Consider the following 23445-nt stretch of genomic DNA (forward strand, 5'->3'; position numbering starts at 1 on the left):
CAGAGTGACAACTGAGCTAACCCGCGGCGGAAAACCGAGGCCAAATCGCGTTTCAGTACGAGGGCAACGAAGGGTCAACTGTGCTGACCCAGGAGACGATGCCGCCCTGGACGTGCACCGCGTCCTTGAACCCGGCCGCCTTCAGCGCGGCGAGCGCCTCGGCCGAGCGGACACCGGACTTGCAGTGCAGCACGATCTGCCGGTCCTGCGGGAACTGCGAGAGCGCCGCGCCGGAGAGGATGTCGCCCTTGGGGATCAGGACAGCGCCCGGGATCCGGTTGATCTCCCACTCGGCGGGCTCACGGACGTCGACCAGGAACACGTCCTTGCCGGTGTCCTGCCAGTCCTTCAGTTCGCGAGCCGTGATGGTCGCGTTGAAGGTGGCTTCCTGCGCCTCGACCGAGACCGCGCCGCAGAAGTCCTCGTAGTCCTCCATCAGGTCGGTCAGCGTCGGGTTGTCCCCGCAGAGCACGCAGTCCGGGTCCTTGCGGACCTTGATCTTGCGGTACTCCATCTCCAGGGCGTCGTAGACCATCAGGCGACCGACCAGCGGCTCACCGATGCCGGTGATCAGCTTGATCGCCTCGTTGACCTGGATCGAGCCGATCGACGCGCAGAGCACGCCGAGGACGCCGCCCTCGGCGCAGCTCGGAACCATGCCGGGCGGCGGGGGCTCCGGGTAGAGGCAGCGGTAGCAGGGACCGTGCTCCTCCCAGAAGACCGAGGCCTGGCCGTCGAAGCGGTAGATGGAACCCCAGACGTACGGCTTGCCGAGCAGCACCGCAGCGTCGTTGACCATGTAGCGGGTCGCGAAGTTGTCGGTGCCGTCGACGATCAGGTCGTACTGGCTGAAGATCTCTTTGACGTTGTCACGGTCCAGCGCGGTGTTGTGAATGACCACGTTCACCAGCGGGTTGACCTCGGCGATGCTGCGTGCCGCGGACTCCGCCTTGGGCGTACCGATGTCGGAGACGCCGTGAATGATCTGGCGCTGGAGGTTGGACTCGTCGACCGTGTCGAAGTCGATGATGCCGAGTGTGCCCACGCCGGCAGCGGCGAGGTACAGCAACGTCGGCGAGCCGAGGCCGCCCGCGCCGACCGCGAGCACCTTCGCGTTCTTCAGCCGCTTCTGACCGTCCATCCCGACGTCGGGGATGATCAGGTGTCGCGAATAGCGGCGGATCTCGTCGATGCTCAGCTCAGCGGCCGGCTCGACGAGCGGGGGCAGAGCCACAGTCACTCCCCGGGGTTCGGTGGTAAGGATCGCCGCCCATTGTCGCTCGTTCGGCGCGGATATGCCCATGACGTCGGACACCGGCCCGACATGCGGGATCTGGGAATATTCAGACGGTCGGCTCGCCCGCGTACCGCTTGCCGCTCAGATAGGGCCAGGCGTTGCGGGTACAGCCCTTCAGACCGTACGTCTGCTGCATCATCACCGGAGCCTTCTCGCCGTCACCCGGGCACGCCTCGTGGCCGCGTCCCAGCTCGTGGCCGACCTCGTGGTTGATCGCGTATCGGCGGTACTCGGCGAGGTGCCCGTCGTAATCGACGACCCCGTCCACCCACCGGTCAGCGTTGATGATCACCTGGCCGGGCACCCGGCACGAGGTGAACCCCTCGGTCTGCAGACCACCGGTCGCGCACATCTTCTCCGAGGTGGCGGCCGACGCCAGGTAGATCGTGAAGTCCGCGTTGCCGGCGCTCTGCACCCGCCGCATCCGCAGCCGGCCGTCGTTGGTCCAGCTCCGGTCGTCGCCGAGCGTCTCGTCGATCATCTCGGCGAAGGCGGCCGGCGCGGTGCCGTCCACTGTCTCCTCGACGGCCACCCGGAATCGGTGGAGTTGTCCGCCGGTGCCGAGCATCGGGCCGCGGCCTTTCGCGTATCGGAACTCCCCCGCGTCGCCGGTCGTGACGGCCTCGGCGGTTCCGGTTTGCTCTTCGGTGGCGGCGGGCGCTTTCGCGTCCGTGTCGTTCGGCACGATGCCCTGCGCGGCTGTCGCCGCTGCCGTGGGCTCCGCGGCCGTCGTGGGCTGAGCTGCCTGCTCCGCCGCCGGCTGCGCGGCCTCTGGCGCCGCTTCTTCTCGATCGCGAAGCTCATGCCCGGCGACCAAGATCCCGGCGACCACCAAGAGGTACGCGAGAAGCACCGCACGCCTCCTGCGCCGAATCGTCTGCCGGACGCGCGGGGAGGGAGCGCCGTGACGGGCGGTCTCGGAGTTCTCGTAGGCGTCGTCGGTGCCATCGCTGCTGCCGGTGCCGTCGGTGTCGTCCTGGGAGAGGACACCGGGGAGGAAACCGCGGTCGTGGCCGTGGTCGGCCGGAAGCCCGTTGAGACGCTGGCCGAGAGCGGACATCTGGTGCTCGGTGGCCGGGTAGATCCGTTCGGCGGTCGTCTCCTCGGGCGCGTCCGGGTAGGCGACAGTGCCGTGCGGCTCGGCGGCGCTCAAGGGCTCGTGGGTCTCGGCCGGAGCACCCCAAGCATCGTCGGGTGTGGTTCCCCAGGCGTCTTCGCGAAGGTTCTCGGCGTTGTCGAAATCGGTCAGACCGGCTTCGCGGATTTCAGCCGGCTGGGCTTCGCCTGTCTCGGGCCGGTCGGCTGTGTCGAATTCGGGCTCGGTGGCCGCGTCGTATCGGGGCAGGGCGGCTTTGTCGCTCTGCGGCAGGGCAGCGGGTGGCCAGAGGTTGTCAGGCACGTCGACCGGAAGCCGGAGGCTCGGCGGAAGGCCCACCGGCGGACGGTTGCCGGTCTGGTCGTAGTGGTCGTCGAAGTCCTGCGGCCACTGCGGCTCGAAGTGCTGTTGCTGGTCCGTCGCGTCCGCGCCCGTCCAGCTGATGGCGGGCAGGGCCACCTGGCCGGCTGTCCAGGCGGTACCGGGGTGGGCTGGGTGCCCTTGCTGGGCCTTCAGCTGCTGGGCCTGCTTGTAGTTGGCCTGACGTCGCGCGGCAGGAGTCTCGCCGGGCGTCCTCCGCCCAGGCGTGCTCTCCGCAGGCACTGTTTCGGCGGGGCGTGAGGCGGCCAACCGTTCGGCGGCCAGCTCGACGATCCCCCGGGTCAGCTCGGTACGCTCCGGCACCGGCGCGGCGGCCTCGGCTGGCTTCGCAGCGGCGGCCGAGCCACGGGGACGCCGGGTTTTGCTTGCTTTGGCTGCGGGATCCGTCCTGGCGGCGAGTGCGGCCTCGACGGACTGGACTCGTGCCGGTGTGGCGCGGTTGTCCGGGACAGCTTTCGCCGGTCCGGCACCTCGTGCGGCCAGGGCGGCCCTGGTGACAGCATCGCGCGTCGTCTTGGCGTCGGTCTGCTGGGACTTGGCGGCCGGTGCCCGGCGAACCGTCTTCGCAGGTGGGGGCGTCGCCTCCGGTTGCGAGGCGGCTGACGTGCTCTTACGCGCGGTACGGCTCGTGGCCTTGCCGGCCGGCTCGTCGTCCGCCGGCCGCGCCGAGGTCGACTTCACGGCAGGCGACTTCACCGCAGGCGGCTTCACAGCAGACGGCTTGACCGCGGAAGACTTCGCCGCAGGCGGCTTGACCGCGGGTGACTTCGCCGTGGGTGGCTTGACCGCGCGTGCCGGCTTTGCCGGGATCGAGTCGGCCGGGATCGAGTCGGCCCGCGGCGGCTTGGGCGGGGTGACCTTGACCGGGGTCGACTTGACCGCCGGCGGCTTTGCCGGGGCCGTGGTCGCTGAAGTCGACTTGACCGGCGTTGACCTGGCCGACGCCGGCTTCACCGGCACCGATGCCCGGGCGACCACCGCACGCGGCTTGGCGCCACTCGGGGCGTCGCCGTCCGGATCCGGTCCGGGCCCCGACGGCGTGTGGCTGGCCGTCTTGCGGGCGGGCTCGGCGGGCGGCGTCACCGCGGCCCGGCCGACGGTCGCCCTGGCGGCGACCGCAGTCGCCGTGGGAGCCGCGGCGGTTGCCGTGCCGCTGTGGGCCGGGGTTTCGTCCGGTTCCGGGTCGGCACGGTGTGCGCCCACCCGCCGCACCGATGGCAGGCCGGCCATCAGCGCGGCCTCGGCCCGGGAACGCTCTACGGAACGTCCGGCGGAGGGGGCGCTGGTATCAGCAGAACCATTTGTCGCGTTTGCCATAACATGCGCAAGCCTGCCACGACTTACCGCTTGTCACAGGACTTTCGCATTTCCCCAGTGAAGATCAGATCGACGGACCGGCGAAGTTCCGGTTGTCGCGGCGAGGCCATGCGTACGGCACACAGCCGCGCAACGTCAGCGTCTGCTGCACCATCACCGGGGCGGGTCCGCCGGCCTTCGGGCAGCCCTGGTGACCGTGGCCGAGCTCGTGCCCGACCTCGTGGTTGATGACGTACTGGCGGTAGGTGGCGAGGTTGATCTTCGCGTCCAGGTACGGCTTGGCCGACAACCGCCAGCGGTCCAGGTTGATGATCGCTTTGCCGGTGGTGCGGCAGGACGTGTACGGCACCCCGCCGACCCGGATGTTGGTGCCGCCCTGTGCGCACATCTGGCCCGCCGTGTCCCGGGTCGCCAGGTACACCGTGAAGTCGGCCTTGTCGGCGCCGGTGACCATCTGCAGGCGCACGTTGCCGTTGCCGATCCAGCTCCGTTTGTCGCCGAGGATCGCCTGCACCTGGGCCGCGAACACCTCGGCGTCCTCGTTGCTGCCCTTCTCCACGGCTACCCGGAAACGCCGGACCTGCCCTTTGCTACCGACGATCGGCCCGCGCTGAGACGCGTACAAAAAATGGCCTGAAGCCTTGGTGGGCACCGAGCCGGAGAGGCGCAGCAGGCCGGCCGCCGGGAAGGGGCTGGTGGGCGAAGGCGAAGCCGAGGCCGATTCGAGGATCGGAGCCGACGGCGAGGCGGCGAGCGAGGGCGCGACGGAAGCGACCGGCGGCGTGGAGACGGCGGGCGACGGTGAGGCTGCCGCTGCGGCGTTGCCGACCGGGGACGGGTCGGCGGTCATCTGGTTGCCGATCACGACGGCGATGAGCAGGACCAGCGTCGCCGCCAGGATCACCAGCCAGGACTGACGCCATCGGTCTGCGGTGGGCGGGGCTGAAGAGATCATGGGCTTTCCACATTGGCACATGTCGTCGATGCCGGGCGCGGCGAGTTGATCAAGTGCGGCGAGGCCCACAGAGGGCGGGTGAAAGGTTTGAACCTCAGCGCACGTCGTCGAGCAGGCCGACGATCCCCCGAGCAACCAGCCGGGGCACTTCCATCTGGGCGACGTGACCCACGCCGGGCAGGATCAGCAGCCGGCTGTCCGGGATCGCTTTCGCCACCTGGGCCGGCACCCGCGGGTCGACCAGCTTGTCGTTGAGACCACCGATCACCAGCGTCGGAGCCTGCACCCGGGCCGCAAGCCGCCACTGCGAGTCCTCACCCGGCAGATAGGCCCGCAGGAAGCTGCTCACCAGCCCGCGCAGCGTCCCGAGGTACGCCTTCGGGTAGTGCGCCACCGTGTAGCGGAGCTGGATCTCCTCCATCGCCTCGGCGCGGCGCTGCGGATGCACCTTCGTGGTGTCGCCGAAACACGCGGCGAGCACCTGCTCGGCCATCTGCTCGGCGGTGACCCGGGTCAGCGCCCACGCCATCAGGCGTTCCGCGCCGGGCAGGGCGAGCAGCGGCAGCACCGGGCCCTGCGCGGTGCGGCGCGGGTTCAGGAACGGCATCGCCGGCGAGACCAGGGTGAGAGTGCGTACCAGGTCAGGGCGCAGCGCGGCGACCCGGACCGAGATCGACCCGCCCAGCGAGTTGCCGATCAGGTGGACCGGACCACGCCCGGAGTGCTCCAGGTAATCGATCAGCGTGGTCGCGAACGCCGGGATCGAATATCGCGGGATCGCGTCGCTGTAACCGAATCCGGGCAGGTCGACGGCCTGGCCGTCGAGGCGGTCGGCGAGCAGGCCGGCCAGGTCGGTGAAGTTCTGCGACGAACCGCCGAGGCCGTGCACGTACACCGCGGGCTCGGCGCCGGGGTGACCCGGCGTGTCCCGGACGTGCAGCATCGAACCGCCGACCGTGACCCGGCGAGCGGGCCAAGGCGACGGGATCTCGTCGGCCGGCAACAGCACGCTGTCGTCGGCAAGCATCGCGCCTCTCATCAGGCCAAGAGTGCCTCAAGCCGGCGGTTCACCGCGGCGAGAGTGGCGCGGACCATGGCGTGCCGGTCATCACCACTCACCACGGCGGAGCCGGCCAGCTGCTCGACCCAGCCACCGTCGCAGGACAGCAGCAGCACGACGACCGCGACCTGCATCTGGCCGAACGAGACCGAGGCGGCGTGCTCGACGAAACAGCGAGCCGGGCCGTGCTCATGCTGCGAGGAGGCGAGCAGCTCGTCGACCGCTCCGGCGGTGGCCGTCGCGCAGAGGCGCAACAGGTAGCCGTCGACGGCGGGGCCGGTCGCGACGCCGGAGGCCGCCCGGCCGCCGGCACGCAGCCGCACCTCGACGCTGGCGTCCGCGCCGAAGGTGTTGACGTGCACGTTCTCGATGACCACGCGCGGGCCCGGGTTTTCGCCCGGGTCGAGCGGGCGGGGCCTGCTCGAGTCGACCGGGACGAGCGAGGCCCGCTCGACGAGGGGGTGGTTGCGCGGCGCGGGCAACGGGGACGGCTCCGACGAGATCGGGGCCGCCGAGATCGGGGCGGGCGGTGCCACCGAGATCGGCGCGGCCGGCAGAACCGGCGGAGGTGCGGAGACCGGCGCGGCCGAAATCGGCGACGCCGAGACGGGCGCCGGGACCGAGGCACGGCCGGACCGGGTCTGACCGGGAACGATCGGCGACGACACCGGGGCGGGCGCGAACCGCGGCGGCGCCGAGGTCGGTGCCGGTGCGAAACGCGGCGGAGCGGAGACCGGAGCCGGCGCCGGACTATCCCCGGGCATCGCCGCGTCCAGGCCCATCCGGTCCTGGAGCAGGCGGGCCACCCGGCGGCTCACCTCGGCCGGGTCGGCGCCGTCGGACAGGTCCAGCCGCAGGCTGTGCGCGCCGGCCGGCGTGGCACGCAGCGACGCGTCGCGGACACCGGAGACCTCACGCACGGCGGCGAGGATGTCCTGGACGTCGAAGCCCTCCTGCCGTTCCTGCACCGGCACGACGTCACCGCGACGCAGATGCGTCGCGATGCGCGCCAGGGCGGGCGCCTCGGCCGATGGCTCCACGGAGGGCGGCTCCGGAACTCGGGGGACGTCAGGCTGGGCCGGAACCCGCTGGGGCAGCGCGCCGCTGTTCTCGGTCACGGCCGCGACGAGGGCTTCGTCCGGTTCCTCGGGACGACCAGGCGCGGGGTACGGGCTGAGGTCGTCGGTGGCTGGCGGGAACGCGACCGGCCCCTGCTCGTAGCGGCGCTGGTAGCTCGCCGAATCGTACGACGGACGGGCCAGGGCCGCGCTGTTGTCCGCGGCGACGACCTGGGGCAGACCCTGGGCGAGGGTGTCGGTGACCAGGGCGTGCCGGGAACGCTCGGCTCCGGCGGCAGGCTCGTTGACCGGAACCCAGTCGGGCCTGGTCACTGGCGGTGCGGAGCGCGGCGCGGGACCGTCACGGTAGTTGTCGTCGAGGTCACCCTCGTACGGGTACGGCGGTGCGCTGCTCGGCGCCGGCGCACCGATGGGCGCCGGGGAGGACGGCTGAGGCGCGCGGCGGGCGCCGAGAATCTCGGCGAGGCGGCTGCGCTCACCCGGCCACGGCGCGGGCGGCTGCTCGGCTGACCCGTTAGGGGGAATCTCGGATGAATTCTGAGCGGGCACCGCGGAGGACGGCACGGATCCGAACGGGCGCTCCGGCGGGAACTGCTGACGCCCGAACGGGCGACCGTCCGACGGGCGACGCCACGACGGCACGTCCGTCTCCTGCTCCACTGCCGCTCCTGCGTTCGACCACGGACTATCGGCGTTCGCCCACCCGTTCACTCGACTGCGGTCTCGCGAGTCGGCGCCGTTGCCGCTCCCTGTGGCCCCGGCGTCTCCGGAATGCCCTGATTCATCCACCGCGTGCTCCTCGCTCGCCCCAGCTGAGGCTACCGTGTGGTTGCAGTGGCGATAAGTTGCAGCGTCGCGACAATTGCCCGCACGACCGCGACAAGCGCCGATCCGGGCAATCCACGACGACAAACCGCGGGGACCGACCCCCTGGAGGTTCAGAGAAATGACCGCTGCGTCCGGCGGGGCACAGACCGCCCGACCCACCCGCCTGCCACGTTCGGCCCGCCGCAAGCAGCTCCTGGCCGCCGCGCAGCAGGTCTTCGTCGCCCATGGCTACCACGCCGCGGCGATGGACGACATCGCGGAGCGGGCGGGTGTCTCCAAACCCGTTCTCTACCAGCACTTCCCCGGAAAACTCGAGCTCTATCTGGCACTGCTGGACACGCACTGCGACGCGATAATCGCCAAGGTGCGTGGCGCGATGCTGGCAACCCCCGACAACAAGGAGCGAGTCAAGGGCGCGGTCCGCGCGTACTTCGACTTCATGGATCACGAGAGCGAGGCCTTCCGGCTCGTCTTCGAATCCGACCTGCGCAACGACCCCCAGGTTCGCCAGCGGGTGGAGCGCGTCGAGCAGGGCTGCATCGCCGCTGTGACGGACACCATCATCTCGGATACCGGGCTCCGCCCGGATCAGGCCGAACTGCTCGCTTCCGGCCTCGCCGGAGCGGCTGGGCAGGCCGCTCAGTTCTGGCTGGCGAACGGCCGCCGTACGCCGAAAGCTGAAGCCGAAGCGCTCGTAGCTGCACTGATCTGGCGCGGCATAGCCAGCTTCCCGCTCCAGGGCGGCTCAACGGCCGGTACGCCGCCGGAAATCGGATAGCCTCATCGGCGGTAGACGGTTTGACAAAGGAGGGCCCCGTGGAGGTCAAGATCGGCGTGCAACATTCGCCGCGTGAGCTGGTGCTGGAAAGCGCGCAGACCCCGGCGGAGGTCGAGGAGGCGGTGTCCGAGGCGCTGGCCAAGGACGGCGTTCTGGCGCTCACGGACGAAAAGGGCCGCAAGGTGATCATTCCGGTCGCCAAGGTGGCTTACGTGGAGATCGCCGAGGCGTCGCACCGCCCGTTCGGTTTCACGACTCGCTGAAAGTTTTACGGCTCGCTGAATACGACGAGTGGGGACCCTGATACACAGGGTCCCCTCCCGTAACTTGCTCTCGGGTGCGCCCGGCCGCTGGTCGGGTAGACTTGTGCCGTTGCCGTCCTCGTCGATTTGTCAAATCGACCCGCCAAGACCCGGATTACCGGGTCCGCGATGTACGGCGATCGCGTGTGCGGCCCGCTTCACAGCGTGTGGCCCGCGCCAAAACAAGACCGCGCCCCTGACTTCGACGGGCGCACCACGAGAGGGCACCCGTAAAACTTCATGACCGACAATGAGCAAGCTCTAGTACCCGTAACCAGCCGTGCGCCGGTCCGCCCGGACAGCCCCACCTTCGCCGAGCTCGGCGTGCGTGCCGAGACTGTCGAGGCGCTGGCCGCGGCCGGCATCACCCACGCGTTCGCCATTCAGGAATACGCGCTGCCGATCGCCCTGCGCGGCACCGACCTGATCGGCCAGGCGCCCACCGGCACCGGCAAGACCCTCGGCTTCGGTCTGCCGCTGCTGGAGCGCATCCTCGCCCCTTCCGAGGGCGCTGACGGCCTCCCCCAGGCCCTGATCGTCGTCCCGACCCGTGAGCTCGGTCTCCAGGTCGCGCGTGACCTCGCGGCGGCCGGCAGCACCCGCGGCGTCCGCGTTCTGCCGATCTACGGCGGCGTGGCGTACGAGACTCAGGTCGACACCCTGAAAAAGGGCGTCGAGATCCTGGTCGGCACCCCCGGCCGTCTGCTCGACCTCGCCAAGCAGAAGCAGCTGAAGCTCGGCTCGGTCAAGGCGCTCGTCCTCGACGAGGCCGACCGGATGCTCGACCTCGGCTTCCTGGAGGACGTCGAGAAGATCCTGGCGATGCTGCCGGAGAAGCGTCAGACGATGCTCTTCTCGGCCACCATGCCGGACCCGATCGTCGCGCTGTCCCGCCGGTTCCTGCACAACCCGGTGACCATCCACGCCGGCCACAGCGCGGAGAGCGCCGCTTCCCCGCTGACCAAGCAGGTCGTGTACCGCACCCACCCGCTGAACAAGCTGGAGATGGTGGCCCGGATCCTGCAGGCCCGCGGGCGTGGCCTCACGATGATCTTCACGCGGACCAAGCGGGCCGCCGACCGGGTCGCCGAGGACCTGGACTTCCGTGGCTTCGCCGTCGCGGCCGTCCACGGTGACCTGGGCCAGGGCGCCCGCGAGCGCGCACTGCGGGCGTTCCGCTCCGGCAAAATCGACGTGCTGGTGGCGACCGACGTCGCGGCCCGCGGCCTCGACGTGTCCGGCGTCACCCACGTGATCAACTACGACTGCCCGGAAGACCCGGAGACCTACACGCACCGCATCGGCCGGACCGGCCGCGCGGGCGCCACCGGCGTCGCGATCACGTTCGTGGACTGGGAAGACATGCCCCGCTGGGTGCTGATCGACAAGTCCCTCGGCCTGGGGATGCCGCAGCCGCCGGAGACGTACCACACGAGTCCCGCGCTCTACGCCGACCTGGACATCCCGTCCGACATCTCCGGCACCCTGCCGACTGCCGACCGCAGCCGGGTCGGTCTGTCCGCCGAGATCGAGGAAGACCTGGGCAGCGTCGGTCGCCGGGGCCAGTCCCCGCGAGGCCGTGGCCCGCGCGTCCGTGCCGGTGGTCCTGGCCGTGGTTCGGATCGCGGCTCGGACCGTGGATCAGACCGCGGATCGGATCGTGGCTCGGACCGTGGTTCCGCGCCTTCCGAGGGCGTCGGCTCCGCTGACGAGACGTCGACGATCGAGCGGCCCAAGCGCCAGCGCCGCCGCCGCCGGGTCGACGAGGACCAGCCGGGCACCCAGGTGTCCGTGGACTCCGCGCCCGTCGTTGATTCCGCGCCGGCCGTGGACTCCAAGCCGGCTCTGGACTCGGCGCCGGTCGCCGACACGTCTGTCGCTGAGGAGGGGACGGCCGCCCCGCGCGCCCGGACCCGTCGTCGTCGCCCTGCCGCGACCGCGATCCCGTTCTCTGACGGCTCCGCCGACGCCGCACCGGCCGTCGCGGAGGTCGCACCCGCTGCCTCCGTCGCGACCGACACGGTTGATGGTGACGGGCCGTCCGAGGGCACCGCTCCTCGCCGCCGTCGCCGCCGCAGCCGCACCGCCGGTTCGGACGCGCCCGCCGAGGCCGGCGCCGGCGCTGCTGACGCCTGATCCATCGCATTTCGTGGCACGGGACCGCGTTGGTCCCGTGCTCCGGGACGGTCAGCGCGCTTCGATCTTCAGCGGCGGCGCGTCTCGATCCTCAGCACCAGCGTTCCTCCAGCTCGGCCAGCAACTCCAGGTTGAGCCGGTACGCCGCTGACACCTCGTCGAGGAACGCGTTCTGTTCGGCCCGCGACCAGGGCACCGAGTTGAGCTGGTCGCGGTACCGGGCACGGAACAACGGCGGATCCACACCCTCGAAGACGAAGAACCGGTACCCGTGCCGGTTGAACCCGTACGCCGCGACGAGCTTGGCGCCCAGCCACTGCCCGCCGGAGAGGTCGCCGAGATATCGGGTGCAGTGATGCGCGACATATCCGGTGGCCCGGTCGAACGCCGCGGATCGGATGCGGGTGCAGTACGTCGTCGTGGCGGGCAGCGCGGTTATCCGGCTCTGCCACCGGGCCCCGTACAGAAATCGCAGGTCGGCTTCGAGCGCCGGGATCCGGAACAGCTCCGGGTAGACGAAGTGCCGGGCGATCGGGTCGTCGGCCATCGCGGCGGCGGACAGCTCCAGCGTCTCGTAGACGAACCAGTGCTGTGCGGCCATCTCCGCGTACGCGGCGAGGGGCAAACGGCCGGTGGCGAGGCCCTCGACGTACCGGCTGCGCCGCGCGATCTCACGGCCTTCCCTGGTGACTTCCCGCAGGCGGGCGGAGAGCACGCCGGCCATCAACGACATCGCGTGGCACCTCCCTTCGCCCGCTGATCAACTTAACCGCGCCGCGCGAGATCCACAGCCCCCGGGCGACTCCGCGGCCCCGGGCAGAATGGACGTCATGCCAGAACCGCTCGATCAAGTACTTGCCGAGGTCCGGGAGCTCCTGCTCGCTCCCGGCCTGACCCGGGCCGTCGCGGCCGGGAAACGCCGCGGTCTCGTACCGTCGGTGACCAGAGCGCAAGTGCGGCCGGTAACCCTCAAGACCGGACAGAAACTACAGATCGTCACTGACGACGGCGTCCGGCCGTTCACCCGCAACGTCGCGCCCGGTTCCGAGGCGGCAGCCGCGGCGCTCGACGAGCTGCTGGCCGAGCCGTTCGGCAACTGGCACGTGGAGACCGAGTCCGCCACGGTCCAGGTGCGGATCACCAAGAAGGGCGATGCCCAGGTGCACCGCGCCGCGGTGAAGGACGCGGCCGGGAAAGCCCAGCCGCAGGCTCACGACCGGGCGAAACAGTGGCTCCTCGACCCGGGCGACCCGCTCTTCGAGGTGATCGGTGGCAACGCCGCGAAGCGCCGCCAGATCGACGCTTTCCTGCGCGCGCTCGCCGCGACCCTGCCCGACGAGCTGCCGTCGCCGCTGCGTGTCGTGGACCTGGGCTGCGGAAACGCGTACCTCACCTTCGCCGCGTACCGCTATCTGGCCGCGCGAGGCGCGGACGTCCAGGTCGTGGGCGTCGATGTCCGAGAGGACCAGAGGGTACGCAACACCGCCGTCGCCGAGCGTCTCGGATGCGCCGCCGAGGTCAGCTTCGTGGCCGGCACGATCGAGGACGCGCAGCTGCCGTTCGCACCGGACCTGGTGCTCGCGCTGCACGCCTGCGACACCGCGACCGACCAGGCGCTGGCCCGGGCCGTGCGCTGGGAGGCAGCCTGGGTCCTGGCCGCTCCCTGCTGCCACCACGACATCGCGGCGCAGATCAAAAACAGTCAAACCCCTTTCCCGTACGCGGAAACGACCCGCCACGCCATCCTCCGCGAACGCTTCGCCGACGTACTGACCGACTCGCTGCGCGCCGCCCTGCTGAAACTGCACGGCTACCGCGTCGACGTGGTCGAGTTCGTGGATTCCGCGCACACTCCCCGCAACCTGCTGCTCCGCGCCCGCCGCACCGGCGCCGAGCCCACCGAGGCCCAGCAGACCGAGTTCACCGCCCTGACCACCCAGTGGGGCGTAACCCCAGCCCTGGCAACAATGCTCAGCTAACAAGCCCAGCCCAGCCCAGGCGGGCGGGCGGGGCCAGCCGGACCGGGCCGGACCGGGCGGACCGGGCGGGGCCGGGCGGGGCCGGGCGGACGTTGCCGGGCGGGCCGGGCGGGCCGGGCGGGCCGGGCGGGCCGGGCGGGCCGGGCGGACGTTGCCGGGCGGGCCGGGCGGACGTTGCCGGGCGGGCCGGGCGGACGTTGCCGGGCGGGCCGGGCAGGCCGGGCGGACGTTGCCGGGCGGGCCGGGCAGGCCGGGCGGACGTTGCCGGGCGGGCGTTGCCGGGCGGGCGTTGCCGGGCGGGCGTGTCGATTTCGGGTTCGATACGCACCCGAACTCGACACGCACACTGCGATTCGCCTGCCTGTGTCAACTTTGGGTGCGATACGCGCCTCAACTCGACACGCATCGGCGGGGAACTCTCGGAACGCCGCTTCCGCCCCCCGCCGACCGAAATCAAGACCCGGCCACTCGACGAGCCGACCGCGAGGCGAGCCGTAGCTCAGGTGGGTTATCGGGCTCTTATGAGGTGGCTGAGCTACGGCTGATGGGCGCGAGCCGTAGGCCAGACACGTCATCGCAGCCTCATGGCAGGTCTGAGCTACGGCTCGCACCGCGGGCGACTAGGCCGGACCGGCTGGCGCGTGAGGGCAGACCGGCCGGCGCATAGGCACGGACCAGCCGGCACATCGGAGCGGACTGGCAGGCACATCGGGGCGGACCCGCCGGCGCATGGGGGCGGACCCGCCGGCGCTTGGGGTGGTTCCAGGGCCCACCGTGTGCCGCGGTCGCCGCGCCGAGGTCTGTGTTTGTCGAGCTGTGGGAGGGGGCGCGCTGGTGGGATTGGGGGGATTGGGATCGGTCAGCTGACTACGACTGTCCAGGCTGCCGTGTGGACTTTGCCGGTGGTCTGGAAGTCGAGGAACATCCGGTAGGTGCCTGGGCTCGGCGCGGTCAGCCAGAACTTGATTTTGCCGTCGATCAGCTGGCTTTCCGGGTGCACGTGGACGTACGCCAGGTCGTTCTGGCGCAGGACGACCAGGTGGCCGAAAGCGCCCAGGTAGGGCTCGACCGTGACGGGCTTGCCGGAGGCGTCGGTGACCGTCATCAGCAGTGGCTGGGTCGACTCCGTGCCGGGCGTTCCTTCGTACCCAATTTTGTAGCTCTCGGTGGTGGTGGCGCGCGCCGGATCGGGGAGGGTGACCGGAGCGTAGTTTCCGGCGACCGTCAAGTCGCTACCTAGCGTGGTGGCGAGCTGGGTGCCGCCGACCAGGGCGGTGAAGTCCGCGATCATGCGGTAGCTGCCCGGGTCGGCGAGGGTGAGGTCGACGCTCCAGGTGCCGTCCGGGGCCATCGTCGGGTGCACGTGCTGGAAGCCGGTGAGGTCCCGGCGGATCACGATGAGGTGCAGTGGTTTGTCGTGCACGATGGCGTACGTGGTGACCGGTGCGCCGCCCGGGCCGTGGATCACGAACTCGAGTTTCTGCGAGCGGCCCGGCTCGAACGTGGTGCTCACGGGGGTCAGGGTCAGCCCGGACGAACTGAGTGAGAGGCCGCCGACCGCGGCTCCGGCCGTGTTGGCTCCGGGGACCGGGACGGTCACGCCGTGTGTGTGCGGCTGACTCTCGTCGATGACCGTGGCGGACGGCGCCGGGGCCGCCGGGTTCGCGCCGGCCTGCGAAGCCGAGCCAGTCGAACCGGCCGAACCGGTCGAACCGGTCGAACCGGTCGAGCCAGTCGCACCGGTCACGCTGCTTGCACCGGTCGCGCTGGTCGCTGCTCCGTTGTTGAGGCGGCCTAGGCCGTAACCGGCGAAGAGCACGACGACCAGCAGCGCGCCGAAGGCGGCCAGCCGGAAACCCGCGTTCGGCGGAATCGCCGGAGCTGTCGAAGCGGCACCAAGGATCGGCTCATCGTCATGCTGCGCTTCCGCGACCGCCTCAGACGCCGGCAAACCCGGATCTGACACCGGCAAACCCGGATCTGACACCGGCAAGCTCGGATCTGGCACCGGCGAACTCGGGTCAGGCATCCGTTAGCTCGTAGCCCGCCTCGTCGACGGCGTCGCGCACGGCGGCGTCGGTGAGCGGTGTCGCGCTGGTCACGGTCACGCCGCCGGAGGCCAGGTCGACCCGCACCTCAGCGACACCGGGCAGCGCCGAGATCTCGCTCGTCACGGCCTGGACGCAGTGCGAGCAGGTCATGCCCTTCACCTGATAGGTGCTGGTCACCGCCATCGTCGACCCTCTCCCGTTCTCACCGGACACATCGCGACTTTACCCCCACCTGTATCACGCATTTCGCCGCTGTGAATTGGTCGTGCCCCGGCCCTCATGAGTTCCCGGCGGTCTTCGCGGATGGGTAGATTCTCCGGATGTGACGGATCGCGAACATGGGCAGTACGTGCTGACCGAGGACCGGGAACGGGTCGACCTGGACCAGGTGCACCGATGGCTGTCCGAGGAGTCGTACTGGGCGGCGGGGCGGGAACGCGACGTCGTGATGCGGTCGGTCGAGGGCTCCCTGCCGTACTCGATCTTTCTGGGTGACGAGCAGGTCGGGTTCGCACGGGCGGTGACCGACGGCGCGACGTTCGCGTGGATCTGTGACGTGTACATCGATCCGGCGCACCGGGGTCACGGCCTCGGCACCTGGATGATCGACTCCATCGTGGAGAGTCTCACCGAGCGGGGCATCCTGCGGTTTCTCCTCGCCACCAGGGACGCGCACGAGGTGTACCGGCGGTCCGGGTTCTCCGAGCTCGCCGGCGCGCAGCGCTTCATGGAGATCGACCGCCGGCCCACCCGCAACGCGATCCTCGGCCACAGCTAGCCGCCGAGAAACGGCCGGCCGGCGACAGCAAAGCGCCGCTAACCGGCGATGGCAAAGAGCGCCGTTAACCGGCGACGGCCAGTGACAGCGGGAGGACGGACTCGGCGCCGGCCCGGCGTAGCGCCCGGCCGGCCAGCGTCATCGTCCAGCCCGAGTCGACCAGATCGTCGACGAGCAGGACCGGGCCGGCCAGGTTCGCCAGCTCGGCGGCCACGTCAGCGGGGACGGCGAAGGCCTCGTGCAGTACGCGTACCCTCTGGGCGCTGTTGCCTCGCGCCGAGGTCTCCCCCGCTGCTGTCGAGGTCAGAGCGCCGAGGAGCGGCAGCCGCCCGACCCGCGCGATGTGCTCGGCGAGGCTGTGGACAAGTTGTGGATGACGCTGTGAGCCGACCGCCACGACGGCCGCCGGCCGCTGCCGCCAGGCGTCGTCGCCGCGCGCCCACGACTTGAGGACCTCGACGACCGCACCGGCCAGATCGTCCGGAATCGGAGCGTCCGCGGCGTCCGCGCTCACCACACCCCGCAGCCGGCTCCCCCAGCCGAGATCGGAGAGGCGGCCGACCGCCCGGCCCGGCTCGATCTGCTCCGCCGGCGGGATCTTCCCTTTCAGGCTGATGCCGATCGCGGCGAGGCCGGTGGGCCACATCTTCTTCGGCGCGATCTCCATGCCGGGACGGCCCAGGAATGCGTCCGCCGCCGCCAGCGAGGCCGACGAGACATCGGCGTCGAAGAGTGGCCCGGCGCAGTTGTCGCAGCGTCCGCACGGGACGGCCTCCGGATCGTCCAGACAGAGACGGAGGAATTCCATGCGGCAGGCGGTCGTTTCCGCGTACCCAATCATGGTTTTCTGCTCGGCGGCCCGTGCCTCGGCGACCCGGCGCAAGCGCGCGCTGTCATAGGTCCAGGGCTCGCCGGTGGCGAGCCAGCCGCCTCGCATCCGGCGCACAGCGCCGTCCACGTCCAAGACCTTCAACATCAACTCCAGACGGGTACGCCGAAGGTCCACCAGTGGCTCCAGCGCCTGCGTGGACAACGGCCGGTCCGGTGAGAGCTGCGCCAGGACCGACCGCACCTGGTCCTCCGGCGGGAACGCGAGCGAGGCGAAGTAACGCCAGATCGCGGCGTCCTCCGGGCCCGGCAGCAGGACCACCTCGGCGTGCTCGACGGCACGACCGGCGCGGCCCACCTGCTGGTAGTAGGCGATCGGCGACGGCGGCGCGCCCAGGTGCACCACGAAGCCGAGGTCGGGTTTGTCGAAGCCCATCCCCAGCGCGGAGGTCGCGACCAGCGCCTTGATCTTGTTGTCCAGCAGGTCCTGCTCGGCGGCGCGGCGATCCGCGTCCTCCACCTGCCCGGTGTACGAAGCGACGGGGAAACCGCGCGACCGCAGGAAATCCGCCGTCTCGGTCGCTGCCGCCACGGTCAGTGTGTAGACGATCCCGGAACCCGGCAGCCGATCGAGATGGTCGGCAAGCCAGGCCAGCCGGTGTGCCGGATTTTCCAGCTGGAGCACGGCCAGCCGCAGCGAGTCGCGGTCCAGCGTGCCGCGCAGCACGAGCGTGTCACCCTCGCCGAGCTGGTCGGCCACGTCGGCGGTCACCCGGGCATTTGCCGTCGCGGTGGTGGCGAGCACCGGAGTCCGCGATGGGAGCCCGGCCAGGAACGTGCGCAGCCGCCGATAGTCGGGGCGGAAGTCGTGCCCCCAGTCCGAGACGCAGTGCGCCTCGTCGACCACCAGCAGGCCGGTGCTCGACGCGAGGCCGGGAAGAACGTTGTCACGGAAGTCGGGGTTGTTGAGCCGCTCCGGACTGATCAGCAGGACGTCGACCTCGCCCGCGCGGACCTCGGCCTCGATCAGTGACCACTCGTCGAGGTTTGCCGAGTTGATCGTGCGGGCTCGGATGCCTGCTCGGGCGGCGGCGTCCACCTGGTTGCGCATCAGGGCCAGAAGGGGCGAGACGATCACTGTGGGGCCGGTGTTGCTCGCCTCGCGCAGCAGGGCCGTCGCCACGAAGTAGACCGCCGACTTGCCCCAGCCGGTGCGCTGCACGCAGAGGACCCGCCGTCGGTCGACGGTCAACGCCTCGATCGCGCGCCACTGGTCCTCGCGGAGCCTCGCGTGCTCACCGGCCAGGCGGCGGAGAACGGCCTCGGCGCGGTCACGCACGGCGGCCCGGTCCTGGGTCGAGACGGCTCGGTCCTGGGTTGCGTCAGTCACCCGGCATGTCTATCAGGAGGGTGAGACAGGTCCGGAGTTATCCACAGTCCGGAAGTTGTCCACAGGCAGGCAAGCGGGCGGGCCGGGGTCGGCCCGCCCGGAAAAGGCGAAGTCGATCAGAGCAGCGGGTCGTTCTGGCCGAGGGCCTCGCGCAGCAGGCGGATCTCCCGGTCCGCGATCGTGCCGCCGGTGATGGGCTCGGCCGCCGGCGGGTCCTGCCCGGGCCGATCCATCCGCATGTGCCACGAGGTGTGCACCGGCGTGTTCACCACCCAGCTGCCGCAGCTAGGGCAGGTGTAACCGGTCGGCTCGGTGATCGCCGCGATCGTGGCGGCCGAAGTGCCGGTCGCCGCACGCACCGGATCTTCCGAACTCGCCGGGCTTCCCCCACTCGCCGGGCTTTCCCCACTCGCCGGGCTTTCCCCACTCGCCGGGACCAGGCCGCCCGCCAGTGCGGCCTGGGCACCGGGAGCGGGCACCTTCGCCGTGCCGCGGACCGCGCCCAGCCGCTTGGCCCGGTGCATCTCGGCAGCGGTCCACAGCGGGAACCACTCCTGCACGATCACGCCGGTCGGCACCCGCAAGGCGGTGCCGAGCAGCTGGACCAGTTTCCACGAGGGCATCATCTTGCCGGTGAGCACCTTGCTGAGGGTGGCCTTGCTGTAGCGCACCTGCGCGCCCAGCACACTCAGCGAAGGCTTGCCCGCCTGCAGGTGCGCGAAATTCAGCTGCTCGACCAGGTCCGGCCAGGCGGCCTGCCCGTTGACGAATTTCGCCCGCATCCGCGCCAGCTCGTGGTCACGGACCAGGTTCGCCGCGACGTCCCGGCTCGCGCTCGGGCGGCCGGTCGGCGGCGGCTCGGTTTCCCGGTGCCGGCCGGCGACGTACCGCCCGGCGGTGCCGGGCGCCGGGGCGTACTTGAACGGCTCGCCCGAGTCGTCGAGGTCGTGCCGGTGCCTCGGCATCAGAATCGCCCTCCCACTGGCAGCTCGGTGATCGCGGGCAACCGGACGCCGTCGACGACCCAATCACAGTGTGTGACCGGGTCCTTCCATTCCGAATTCGGTTTCTCGAAGCGAAGTGGCATGACATGCCTCCATTGATTCAGTGGTCCCGGGCCGAAGCTCGAAAAGTGGATATGAAGAGCGACAGGCCCCGATGGTGGGCAGGGCCTCATCGCCGTTCCACATTCTGCTACACACGGACACCGATGCACCAACACCGAATCGGGCGCCGCGAATTGATCATTTTGGTGCCGCGAAACGTGCAACTTGCACCCCCGGGCCTGTAGATCTTACGAACCTCTATGGGTAACCGCTCCAGAAAATGATTAAGGGGCCGGCATGAGCGTTTGATCGCTCGCACCGGCCCCTCAACCTGCCAGGAAGACTGCCACCATAGCGGCTTCCTGGATATCGCTTTACCGAAGTGGCCCGGGACCAACCGAACACAACATCGGGCGGGACCACTTTCGTCGTCCACGGACGCAACCTTACTCGCCATCGCCTCGATGTAGCCAGATCAACTTCGCCCGAAGATCATCTTAAGCAGGAGATAAGGTTCGACCACGTAAGGAGATCGTGCGGCCGGGCATCCGCTCGCAGCCATACCGAGTCACCAACGCGAAACGACCATGGGTCACCCGAGGCTGCCACCTGGCAACTCCCAACCTAATGATCGTACGGTTGCGAAACGCCACGAAACGCGAGGCAACGATATTTGCGAAGATCACTGCATGTGTCCGACTTGATCCAGCATTTCCGAGGCGGTGAGTCATCCTTTTGGTGGCGTCGATCCGACTTCCCGGGGGATGCAGGGTGACCAGACCACAGAAGAACGAAAGACTCACTGTGAGCATTTCATTATCCAAAAACACATCGCTTAGCTCGATGAATGCGACCGTTCGGCAATATGCTTTTCAATAAGCAATGCGATCTCCGGGCCGGCGCTCATTTAGTGAAGCCCGAAAGGCCTCCCGCACACGCAAAAGTTGGAGGCGCGGACAAACTCCGGCACAGGAAAACCCGCTTAAGGTTTGTATCCGGCAAAACACTATAAGTCAGACACCGAGACGTCACCCTGAGTAGCTGTCAACACGGCTTCGCGTATTGAGTTGCGCAGATTTTCGTCAGAGATTTTTCGGCGTGTCGATCTTCCGGGGGACAGCTCCGGCCAGCCGCGGCACTGCGCGGCGGGGAGGACGCTTCGACGAAAGCGCCGAAGCGAACCCGCGGGGATGGAAATGTCGAGGCCATGACCGAGACGATCGCCGAAAAGCTGCTGATCAAGTCGAACTCGACTGTCTGGCTCAACGAGCCCTCGCGGCTCCCGCTGCTCACGCCGATGCCCGACGGAGTACGCGAAACCGGCATGCTGGCCACCGCCGGAACCGCCGTGATCTTCGCCGAGGACGCGGCCGGCGTGCGGGGCCAATTGGCCGAGCACCGGGCTGACCTGAACAAACCCGGTGCGTTCTGGATCGCGTACCCGACGGGGAACAAGGCCGGCATCAACCGGGACACGCTCTGGCCGATCGTGGCCGACTACGACATGCGCCCGTGCGGTCAGATCGCGATCGACGAGCGCTGGTCGGCCCTGCGATTCCGGACCAACCAGCCTGGCGAGGGCCGCTTCACCGGCACCTCCGAGTAACACGCGCGCACCACGCCCCAAGATCTCAGCGCCCCAGCACCGACCCACCGTTCACGTTGATGATCTGGCCGGTGACAAAACCGCCGCCCGGCCCGGTCAGCCAGCGGACCGTCTCCGCGATGTCACTCGGCTCGCCCGCCCGCTTCACCAGCGTCGCGTCGACCCGGGACTGATGGCCCTCAGGTGTCATCCGGCCAGCGAAGAACTCGCTGTCCGTGACGTATCCGGGTGCGATCACATTCGCCGTGATCCCCTCGGTTCCGAGGCTGGTGGCGAGGTCCAGTGCGTACCCGTGCAGTGCGGCCTTGGCCGCGGAGTACGGCCCGCCGCCGCCTCGCTGCGCCGCGATCGAGCTGGTCAGAATGATCTTGCCACCGGGGCGGCGGAGTTTCGGCAGCAGAGCCGTGGTGACCAGGACGGCGGTGAGCACGTTCGAGTCGAGGTTGGCGCGCCAGCGCTCGGCGACGCCGTCCAGGGTGCTCTCGTCGTGGGCGATGTACGCCCCGGCGTTGTTGACCAGCACGTCGAGCTCTCGGTCGCCGACCGCCTCGACGAGCCGGGGCACCTGGGCGGGATCCGAGACGTCGGCTGTCACGGCGCTCGCCTGCGGGCCGATCCACTTCACCGCGTCGGTGAGGACATCGGTGCGCCGCCCCACGATGATGACGTCGAATCCTTCGCCGGCGAGCATGCCCGCCGTCGCCTTCCCGATTCCGGTTCCGCCGCCGGTGACCACTGCGAGTCGTGTCATCCCCAGACCCTAACGGTCACAGTGCCAGTGAGAAGCCGGCCCCACGCTTGGACACCGGCGCCGGGGCACGACCGGCCGGCTCCTGGGCCGGCGCCGGTTTGCGCGACCCCGCTCCCCGCCGCGAAGGCATCCGCTTGCGCTTCCCGTTCGAGGACTCAGACGCCGAACCGGTCTCCGCGCTCACCGAGTTGTTCTTCACGGTGCCCGGGTTGGTGCTGCCCAGAACCTCGGTCCGGCAGGGCAGGCCGTCGACGGCGAACGCCAGCGGCAGCGGGTTCCGGCCTCGGTAACCGCCGTGCAGCATGACCGATTTGGATCGGCCCTTGCCGCTCACGACGACCCGGCGGCCCTGCTGGCTGACGGCCTTCGACACCGGGGCGAGGCGCTGTGTGCCGGGGTACCGGAACTCGACCCGCCAGCGGGTGCTGTCCGCGGCCGTGGTCACCACGGTGAGCCTCGCCTCGAAGTCGGCACCCGAGTCGGTACGCACCTCGTAGGTGACCGCGCATCTACCCCGCGGCGTGCTTCCGACGACCGCGCCGCCCACCACCGCGCCGGCCGCACCCGCTGCCGTGGCCTGTGCCGCCTCGGTGTCGCGGGATTCCTCCCGGGCCGACCAGCTGAGCGCGGTCGAGCCGAGCAGCACCACGGTCGCCAGCGCGGCGAACGCCGGCATCCGGTTGCGGGGTGTGGTGTCCCGCAACTGCATGTGGGGGAAGAGCCCGCCCAGGAAAAGCCCACCGCCGAGCGGCCGCACGCCACCGAGCCGCAGGGCGTTGCGAATCTTCAGTCCCGCCCGCAGCTTGAGCTTCACACCGTTCCAGGAGCGCTGCGTCCGCTCCGCCGGGATCGAGACGACGCCCCGGGCGCAGGGGACGGTCGGGCCGTCCCCGGAGCGCACCGGCGGAATGACCGGGCGGATGCCGGCGATGGCGGACAGCACGCGAGCGATCTCGGCGGCGCCCGGCCGCCCGGCCGGGTCCTTGGCGAGGCAGCGCAGGCACATGGTGGCGACTCCGGCCGGCATCCCGGGCAGGTCCGGGATCGGCTCGGGGTCGGAGTACAGGTGGGCGCGGAGCGCTTCGGCGGTGTTCTCGGCGGGCCACGGCATCCGGCCGGTGAGCGCGCGATAGAGCAGCAGGCCCAGGGCGTACACGTCGGTGGCGGGTGAGACGGCTACACCGGCGAGACGTTCGGGGGCCAGGTACGCGGGTGTGCCGAGCAGGCTGCCGTCCGGGGCGGCGTCACGCTGGCCGACGATCGCGGAGATGCCGAAGTCGACGACTTTCGCACCGGCACCGGTGAGCATCACGTTGGCCGGGGTGACGTCGCGGTGCACAAGACCCCGGGCGTGCGCGGTGGCCAGCGCCGACGCCACCTCGGCGGCGATGGTCACGGCCTCCCGCCACTCCAGCGAGCCCTGCCGTCCGATCCGTGCGCCGAGCGACTCGCCGTCGTTCAGCTCCATCACGACGAACGGGACCGTCAGCTCCTCCGAGATCCGCGCCTCGCCGAAATCGTGGATGCCGGTGATATGCGGATGGCAGAGCCGGGCGGCGGCCAGCGCTTCCTGGCGCAGCCGGTCGCGGAACGTGCGGTCCTCGGCGAGCTGCGGCGAGAGCACCTTGACCGCGACGTCACGGCCCAGCGTCTCGTCGTACCCGCGCCAGACGACCGACATGCCGCCGGTGCCGAGCTTCTCGACCAGACGGTAACGGCCGGCGATGCGGAGCGGTTCGCCCTGACCGTTTCGCTCCGTTCGCGCCATGCGCCGATTCTCGCCCGAT

The 23445-nt window shown here is 70.1% G+C and carries 18 protein-coding genes; 6 read left to right on the forward strand and 12 right to left on the reverse strand.

Annotation, left to right across the window (positions count from 1 at the left end; translation table 11 throughout):
* Positions 1 to 52: 52 nt before the first annotated feature.
* From moeZ to B0I29_RS09930, 5 genes are all read right to left on the reverse strand, one after another.
* Positions 53 to 1234, reverse strand: a complete 1182-nt coding sequence (moeZ, locus tag B0I29_RS09910) for an adenylyltransferase/sulfurtransferase MoeZ (protein WP_111648573.1) — start codon at positions 1232 to 1234, stop codon at positions 53 to 55.
* Positions 1235 to 1343: 109 nt separating this feature from the next.
* A complete protein-coding gene (locus B0I29_RS46575; protein WP_245972390.1) occupies positions 1344 to 3977 on the reverse strand; it encodes a DUF3152 domain-containing protein in 2634 nt (877 codons plus the stop codon).
* 178 nt (positions 3978 to 4155) lie between these two features.
* Positions 4156 to 5046 carry a DUF3152 domain-containing protein gene (locus B0I29_RS09920; RefSeq protein ID WP_111648574.1) on the reverse strand — a complete coding sequence of 297 codons (891 nt, stop codon included), beginning with the start codon at positions 5044 to 5046 and terminating at the stop codon, positions 4156 to 4158.
* Between the two features lie 94 nt (positions 5047 to 5140).
* Complete coding sequence (locus B0I29_RS09925; RefSeq protein ID WP_111648575.1) at positions 5141 to 6085, reverse strand: alpha/beta fold hydrolase; 945 nt, start codon at positions 6083 to 6085, stop codon at positions 5141 to 5143.
* On the reverse strand, positions 6085 to 7845 hold the full coding sequence (locus B0I29_RS09930; RefSeq protein WP_245972393.1) for a Daple: 1761 nt from the start codon (positions 7843 to 7845) through the stop codon (positions 6085 to 6087). The genes B0I29_RS09925 and B0I29_RS09930 overlap by 1 nt, the downstream gene beginning before the upstream one ends.
* 286 nt (positions 7846 to 8131) lie before the next feature.
* On the opposite strand from B0I29_RS09930, the gene B0I29_RS09935 reads away from it, so the two are divergent.
* The 3 genes from B0I29_RS09935 (at position 8132) to B0I29_RS09945 (ending at position 11229) form a co-directional block, all read left to right on the forward strand.
* A complete protein-coding gene (locus tag B0I29_RS09935; RefSeq protein ID WP_111648576.1) occupies positions 8132 to 8791 on the forward strand; it encodes a TetR/AcrR family transcriptional regulator in 660 nt (219 codons plus the stop codon).
* Positions 8792 to 8829: 38 nt separating this feature from the next.
* Positions 8830 to 9054 (forward strand): DUF3107 domain-containing protein, encoded by a 225-nt coding sequence (locus B0I29_RS09940; protein WP_111648577.1) that lies wholly within the window; start codon positions 8830 to 8832, stop codon positions 9052 to 9054.
* Positions 9055 to 9333: 279 nt separating this feature from the next.
* Positions 9334 to 11229: a DEAD/DEAH box helicase gene (locus tag B0I29_RS09945; protein ID WP_111648578.1), complete on the forward strand. Its 1896-nt coding sequence runs from the start codon at positions 9334 to 9336 to the stop codon at positions 11227 to 11229.
* 91 nt (positions 11230 to 11320) lie between these two features.
* Here B0I29_RS09945 and B0I29_RS09950 read toward each other — a convergent pair whose 3' ends face one another.
* Positions 11321 to 11962, reverse strand: coding sequence for a biliverdin-producing heme oxygenase (locus B0I29_RS09950; RefSeq protein WP_111648579.1), 642 nt, complete (start codon positions 11960 to 11962; stop codon positions 11321 to 11323).
* Between the two features lie 97 nt (positions 11963 to 12059).
* Here B0I29_RS09950 and B0I29_RS09955 point away from each other — a divergent pair, with 97 nt between their 5' ends.
* Positions 12060 to 13208 (forward strand): class I SAM-dependent methyltransferase, encoded by a 1149-nt coding sequence (locus tag B0I29_RS09955; RefSeq protein WP_111648701.1) that lies wholly within the window; start codon positions 12060 to 12062, stop codon positions 13206 to 13208.
* Between the two features lie 859 nt (positions 13209 to 14067).
* Here B0I29_RS09955 and B0I29_RS09960 read toward each other — a convergent pair.
* Together B0I29_RS09960 and B0I29_RS09965 are read right to left on the reverse strand one after the other, a co-directional pair.
* Positions 14068 to 15174, reverse strand: a complete 1107-nt coding sequence (locus tag B0I29_RS09960) for a hypothetical protein (protein WP_245972395.1) — start codon at positions 15172 to 15174, stop codon at positions 14068 to 14070.
* Positions 15175 to 15229: 55 nt separating this feature from the next.
* Entirely contained in the window at positions 15230 to 15442 is a 213-nt protein-coding gene (locus B0I29_RS09965) for a heavy-metal-associated domain-containing protein (protein WP_111648580.1), read from the reverse strand.
* Between the two features lie 139 nt (positions 15443 to 15581).
* Between B0I29_RS09965 and B0I29_RS09970 the strand changes: the two genes are divergently transcribed.
* Positions 15582 to 16037 carry a GNAT family N-acetyltransferase gene (locus B0I29_RS09970; RefSeq protein WP_111648581.1) on the forward strand — a complete coding sequence of 152 codons (456 nt, stop codon included), beginning with the start codon at positions 15582 to 15584 and terminating at the stop codon, positions 16035 to 16037.
* Positions 16038 to 16101: 64 nt separating this feature from the next.
* Here the strand turns inward: B0I29_RS09970 and B0I29_RS09975 are convergent, their stop codons facing one another.
* Positions 16102 to 18255, reverse strand: coding sequence for a RecQ family ATP-dependent DNA helicase (locus B0I29_RS09975; RefSeq protein ID WP_111648582.1), 2154 nt, complete (start codon positions 18253 to 18255; stop codon positions 16102 to 16104).
* A gap of 116 nt (positions 18256 to 18371) precedes the next feature.
* Positions 18372 to 19220: a hypothetical protein gene (locus tag B0I29_RS09980; RefSeq protein ID WP_111648583.1), complete on the reverse strand. Its 849-nt coding sequence runs from the start codon at positions 19218 to 19220 to the stop codon at positions 18372 to 18374.
* A 1288-nt stretch (positions 19221 to 20508) separates the two neighbouring features.
* Between B0I29_RS09980 and B0I29_RS09985 the strand changes: the two genes are divergently transcribed.
* Positions 20509 to 20907 carry a hypothetical protein gene (locus B0I29_RS09985; RefSeq protein WP_111648584.1) on the forward strand — a complete coding sequence of 133 codons (399 nt, stop codon included), beginning with the start codon at positions 20509 to 20511 and terminating at the stop codon, positions 20905 to 20907.
* 25 nt (positions 20908 to 20932) lie between these two features.
* On the opposite strand, the gene B0I29_RS09990 is transcribed toward B0I29_RS09985, so the two are convergent.
* Positions 20933 to 21658, reverse strand: coding sequence for an SDR family NAD(P)-dependent oxidoreductase (locus B0I29_RS09990; protein WP_111648585.1), 726 nt, complete (start codon positions 21656 to 21658; stop codon positions 20933 to 20935).
* A 16-nt stretch (positions 21659 to 21674) separates the two neighbouring features.
* On the reverse strand, positions 21675 to 23426 hold the full coding sequence (locus tag B0I29_RS09995) for a serine/threonine-protein kinase (protein ID WP_111648586.1): 1752 nt from the start codon (positions 23424 to 23426) through the stop codon (positions 21675 to 21677).
* Positions 23427 to 23445: the final 19 nt, after the last annotated feature.

The organism is Actinoplanes lutulentus, assembly GCF_003259845.1.
Classification (GTDB): Bacteria; Actinomycetota; Actinomycetes; order Mycobacteriales; family Micromonosporaceae; genus Actinoplanes; species Actinoplanes lutulentus.

Excerpts from the sequence above, each read along its gene's own strand:
- B0I29_RS09980 (WP_111648583.1), bottom strand. The coding sequence starts at position 19,220 with ATGCCGAGGCACCGGCACGACCTCGACGACTCGGGCGAGCCGTTCAAG.
- B0I29_RS09950 (WP_111648579.1), bottom strand. The coding sequence starts at position 11,962 with ATGTCGTTGATGGCCGGCGTGCTCTCCGCCCGCCTGCGGGAAGTCACC.
- B0I29_RS09925 (WP_111648575.1), bottom strand. The coding sequence starts at position 6,085 with ATGAGAGGCGCGATGCTTGCCGACGACAGCGTGCTGTTGCCGGCCGAC.
- B0I29_RS09935 (WP_111648576.1), top strand. The coding sequence starts at position 8,132 with ATGACCGCTGCGTCCGGCGGGGCACAGACCGCCCGACCCACCCGCCTG.
- B0I29_RS09945 (WP_111648578.1), top strand. The coding sequence starts at position 9,334 with ATGACCGACAATGAGCAAGCTCTAGTACCCGTAACCAGCCGTGCGCCG.
- B0I29_RS09995 (WP_111648586.1), bottom strand. The coding sequence starts at position 23,426 with ATGGCGCGAACGGAGCGAAACGGTCAGGGCGAACCGCTCCGCATCGCC.
- B0I29_RS09990 (WP_111648585.1), bottom strand. The coding sequence starts at position 21,658 with ATGACACGACTCGCAGTGGTCACCGGCGGCGGAACCGGAATCGGGAAG.
- B0I29_RS09985 (WP_111648584.1), top strand. The coding sequence starts at position 20,509 with ATGACCGAGACGATCGCCGAAAAGCTGCTGATCAAGTCGAACTCGACT.
- B0I29_RS09920 (WP_111648574.1), bottom strand. The coding sequence starts at position 5,046 with ATGATCTCTTCAGCCCCGCCCACCGCAGACCGATGGCGTCAGTCCTGG.
- B0I29_RS09965 (WP_111648580.1), bottom strand. The coding sequence starts at position 15,442 with ATGGCGGTGACCAGCACCTATCAGGTGAAGGGCATGACCTGCTCGCAC.
- B0I29_RS09955 (WP_111648701.1), top strand. The coding sequence starts at position 12,060 with ATGCCAGAACCGCTCGATCAAGTACTTGCCGAGGTCCGGGAGCTCCTG.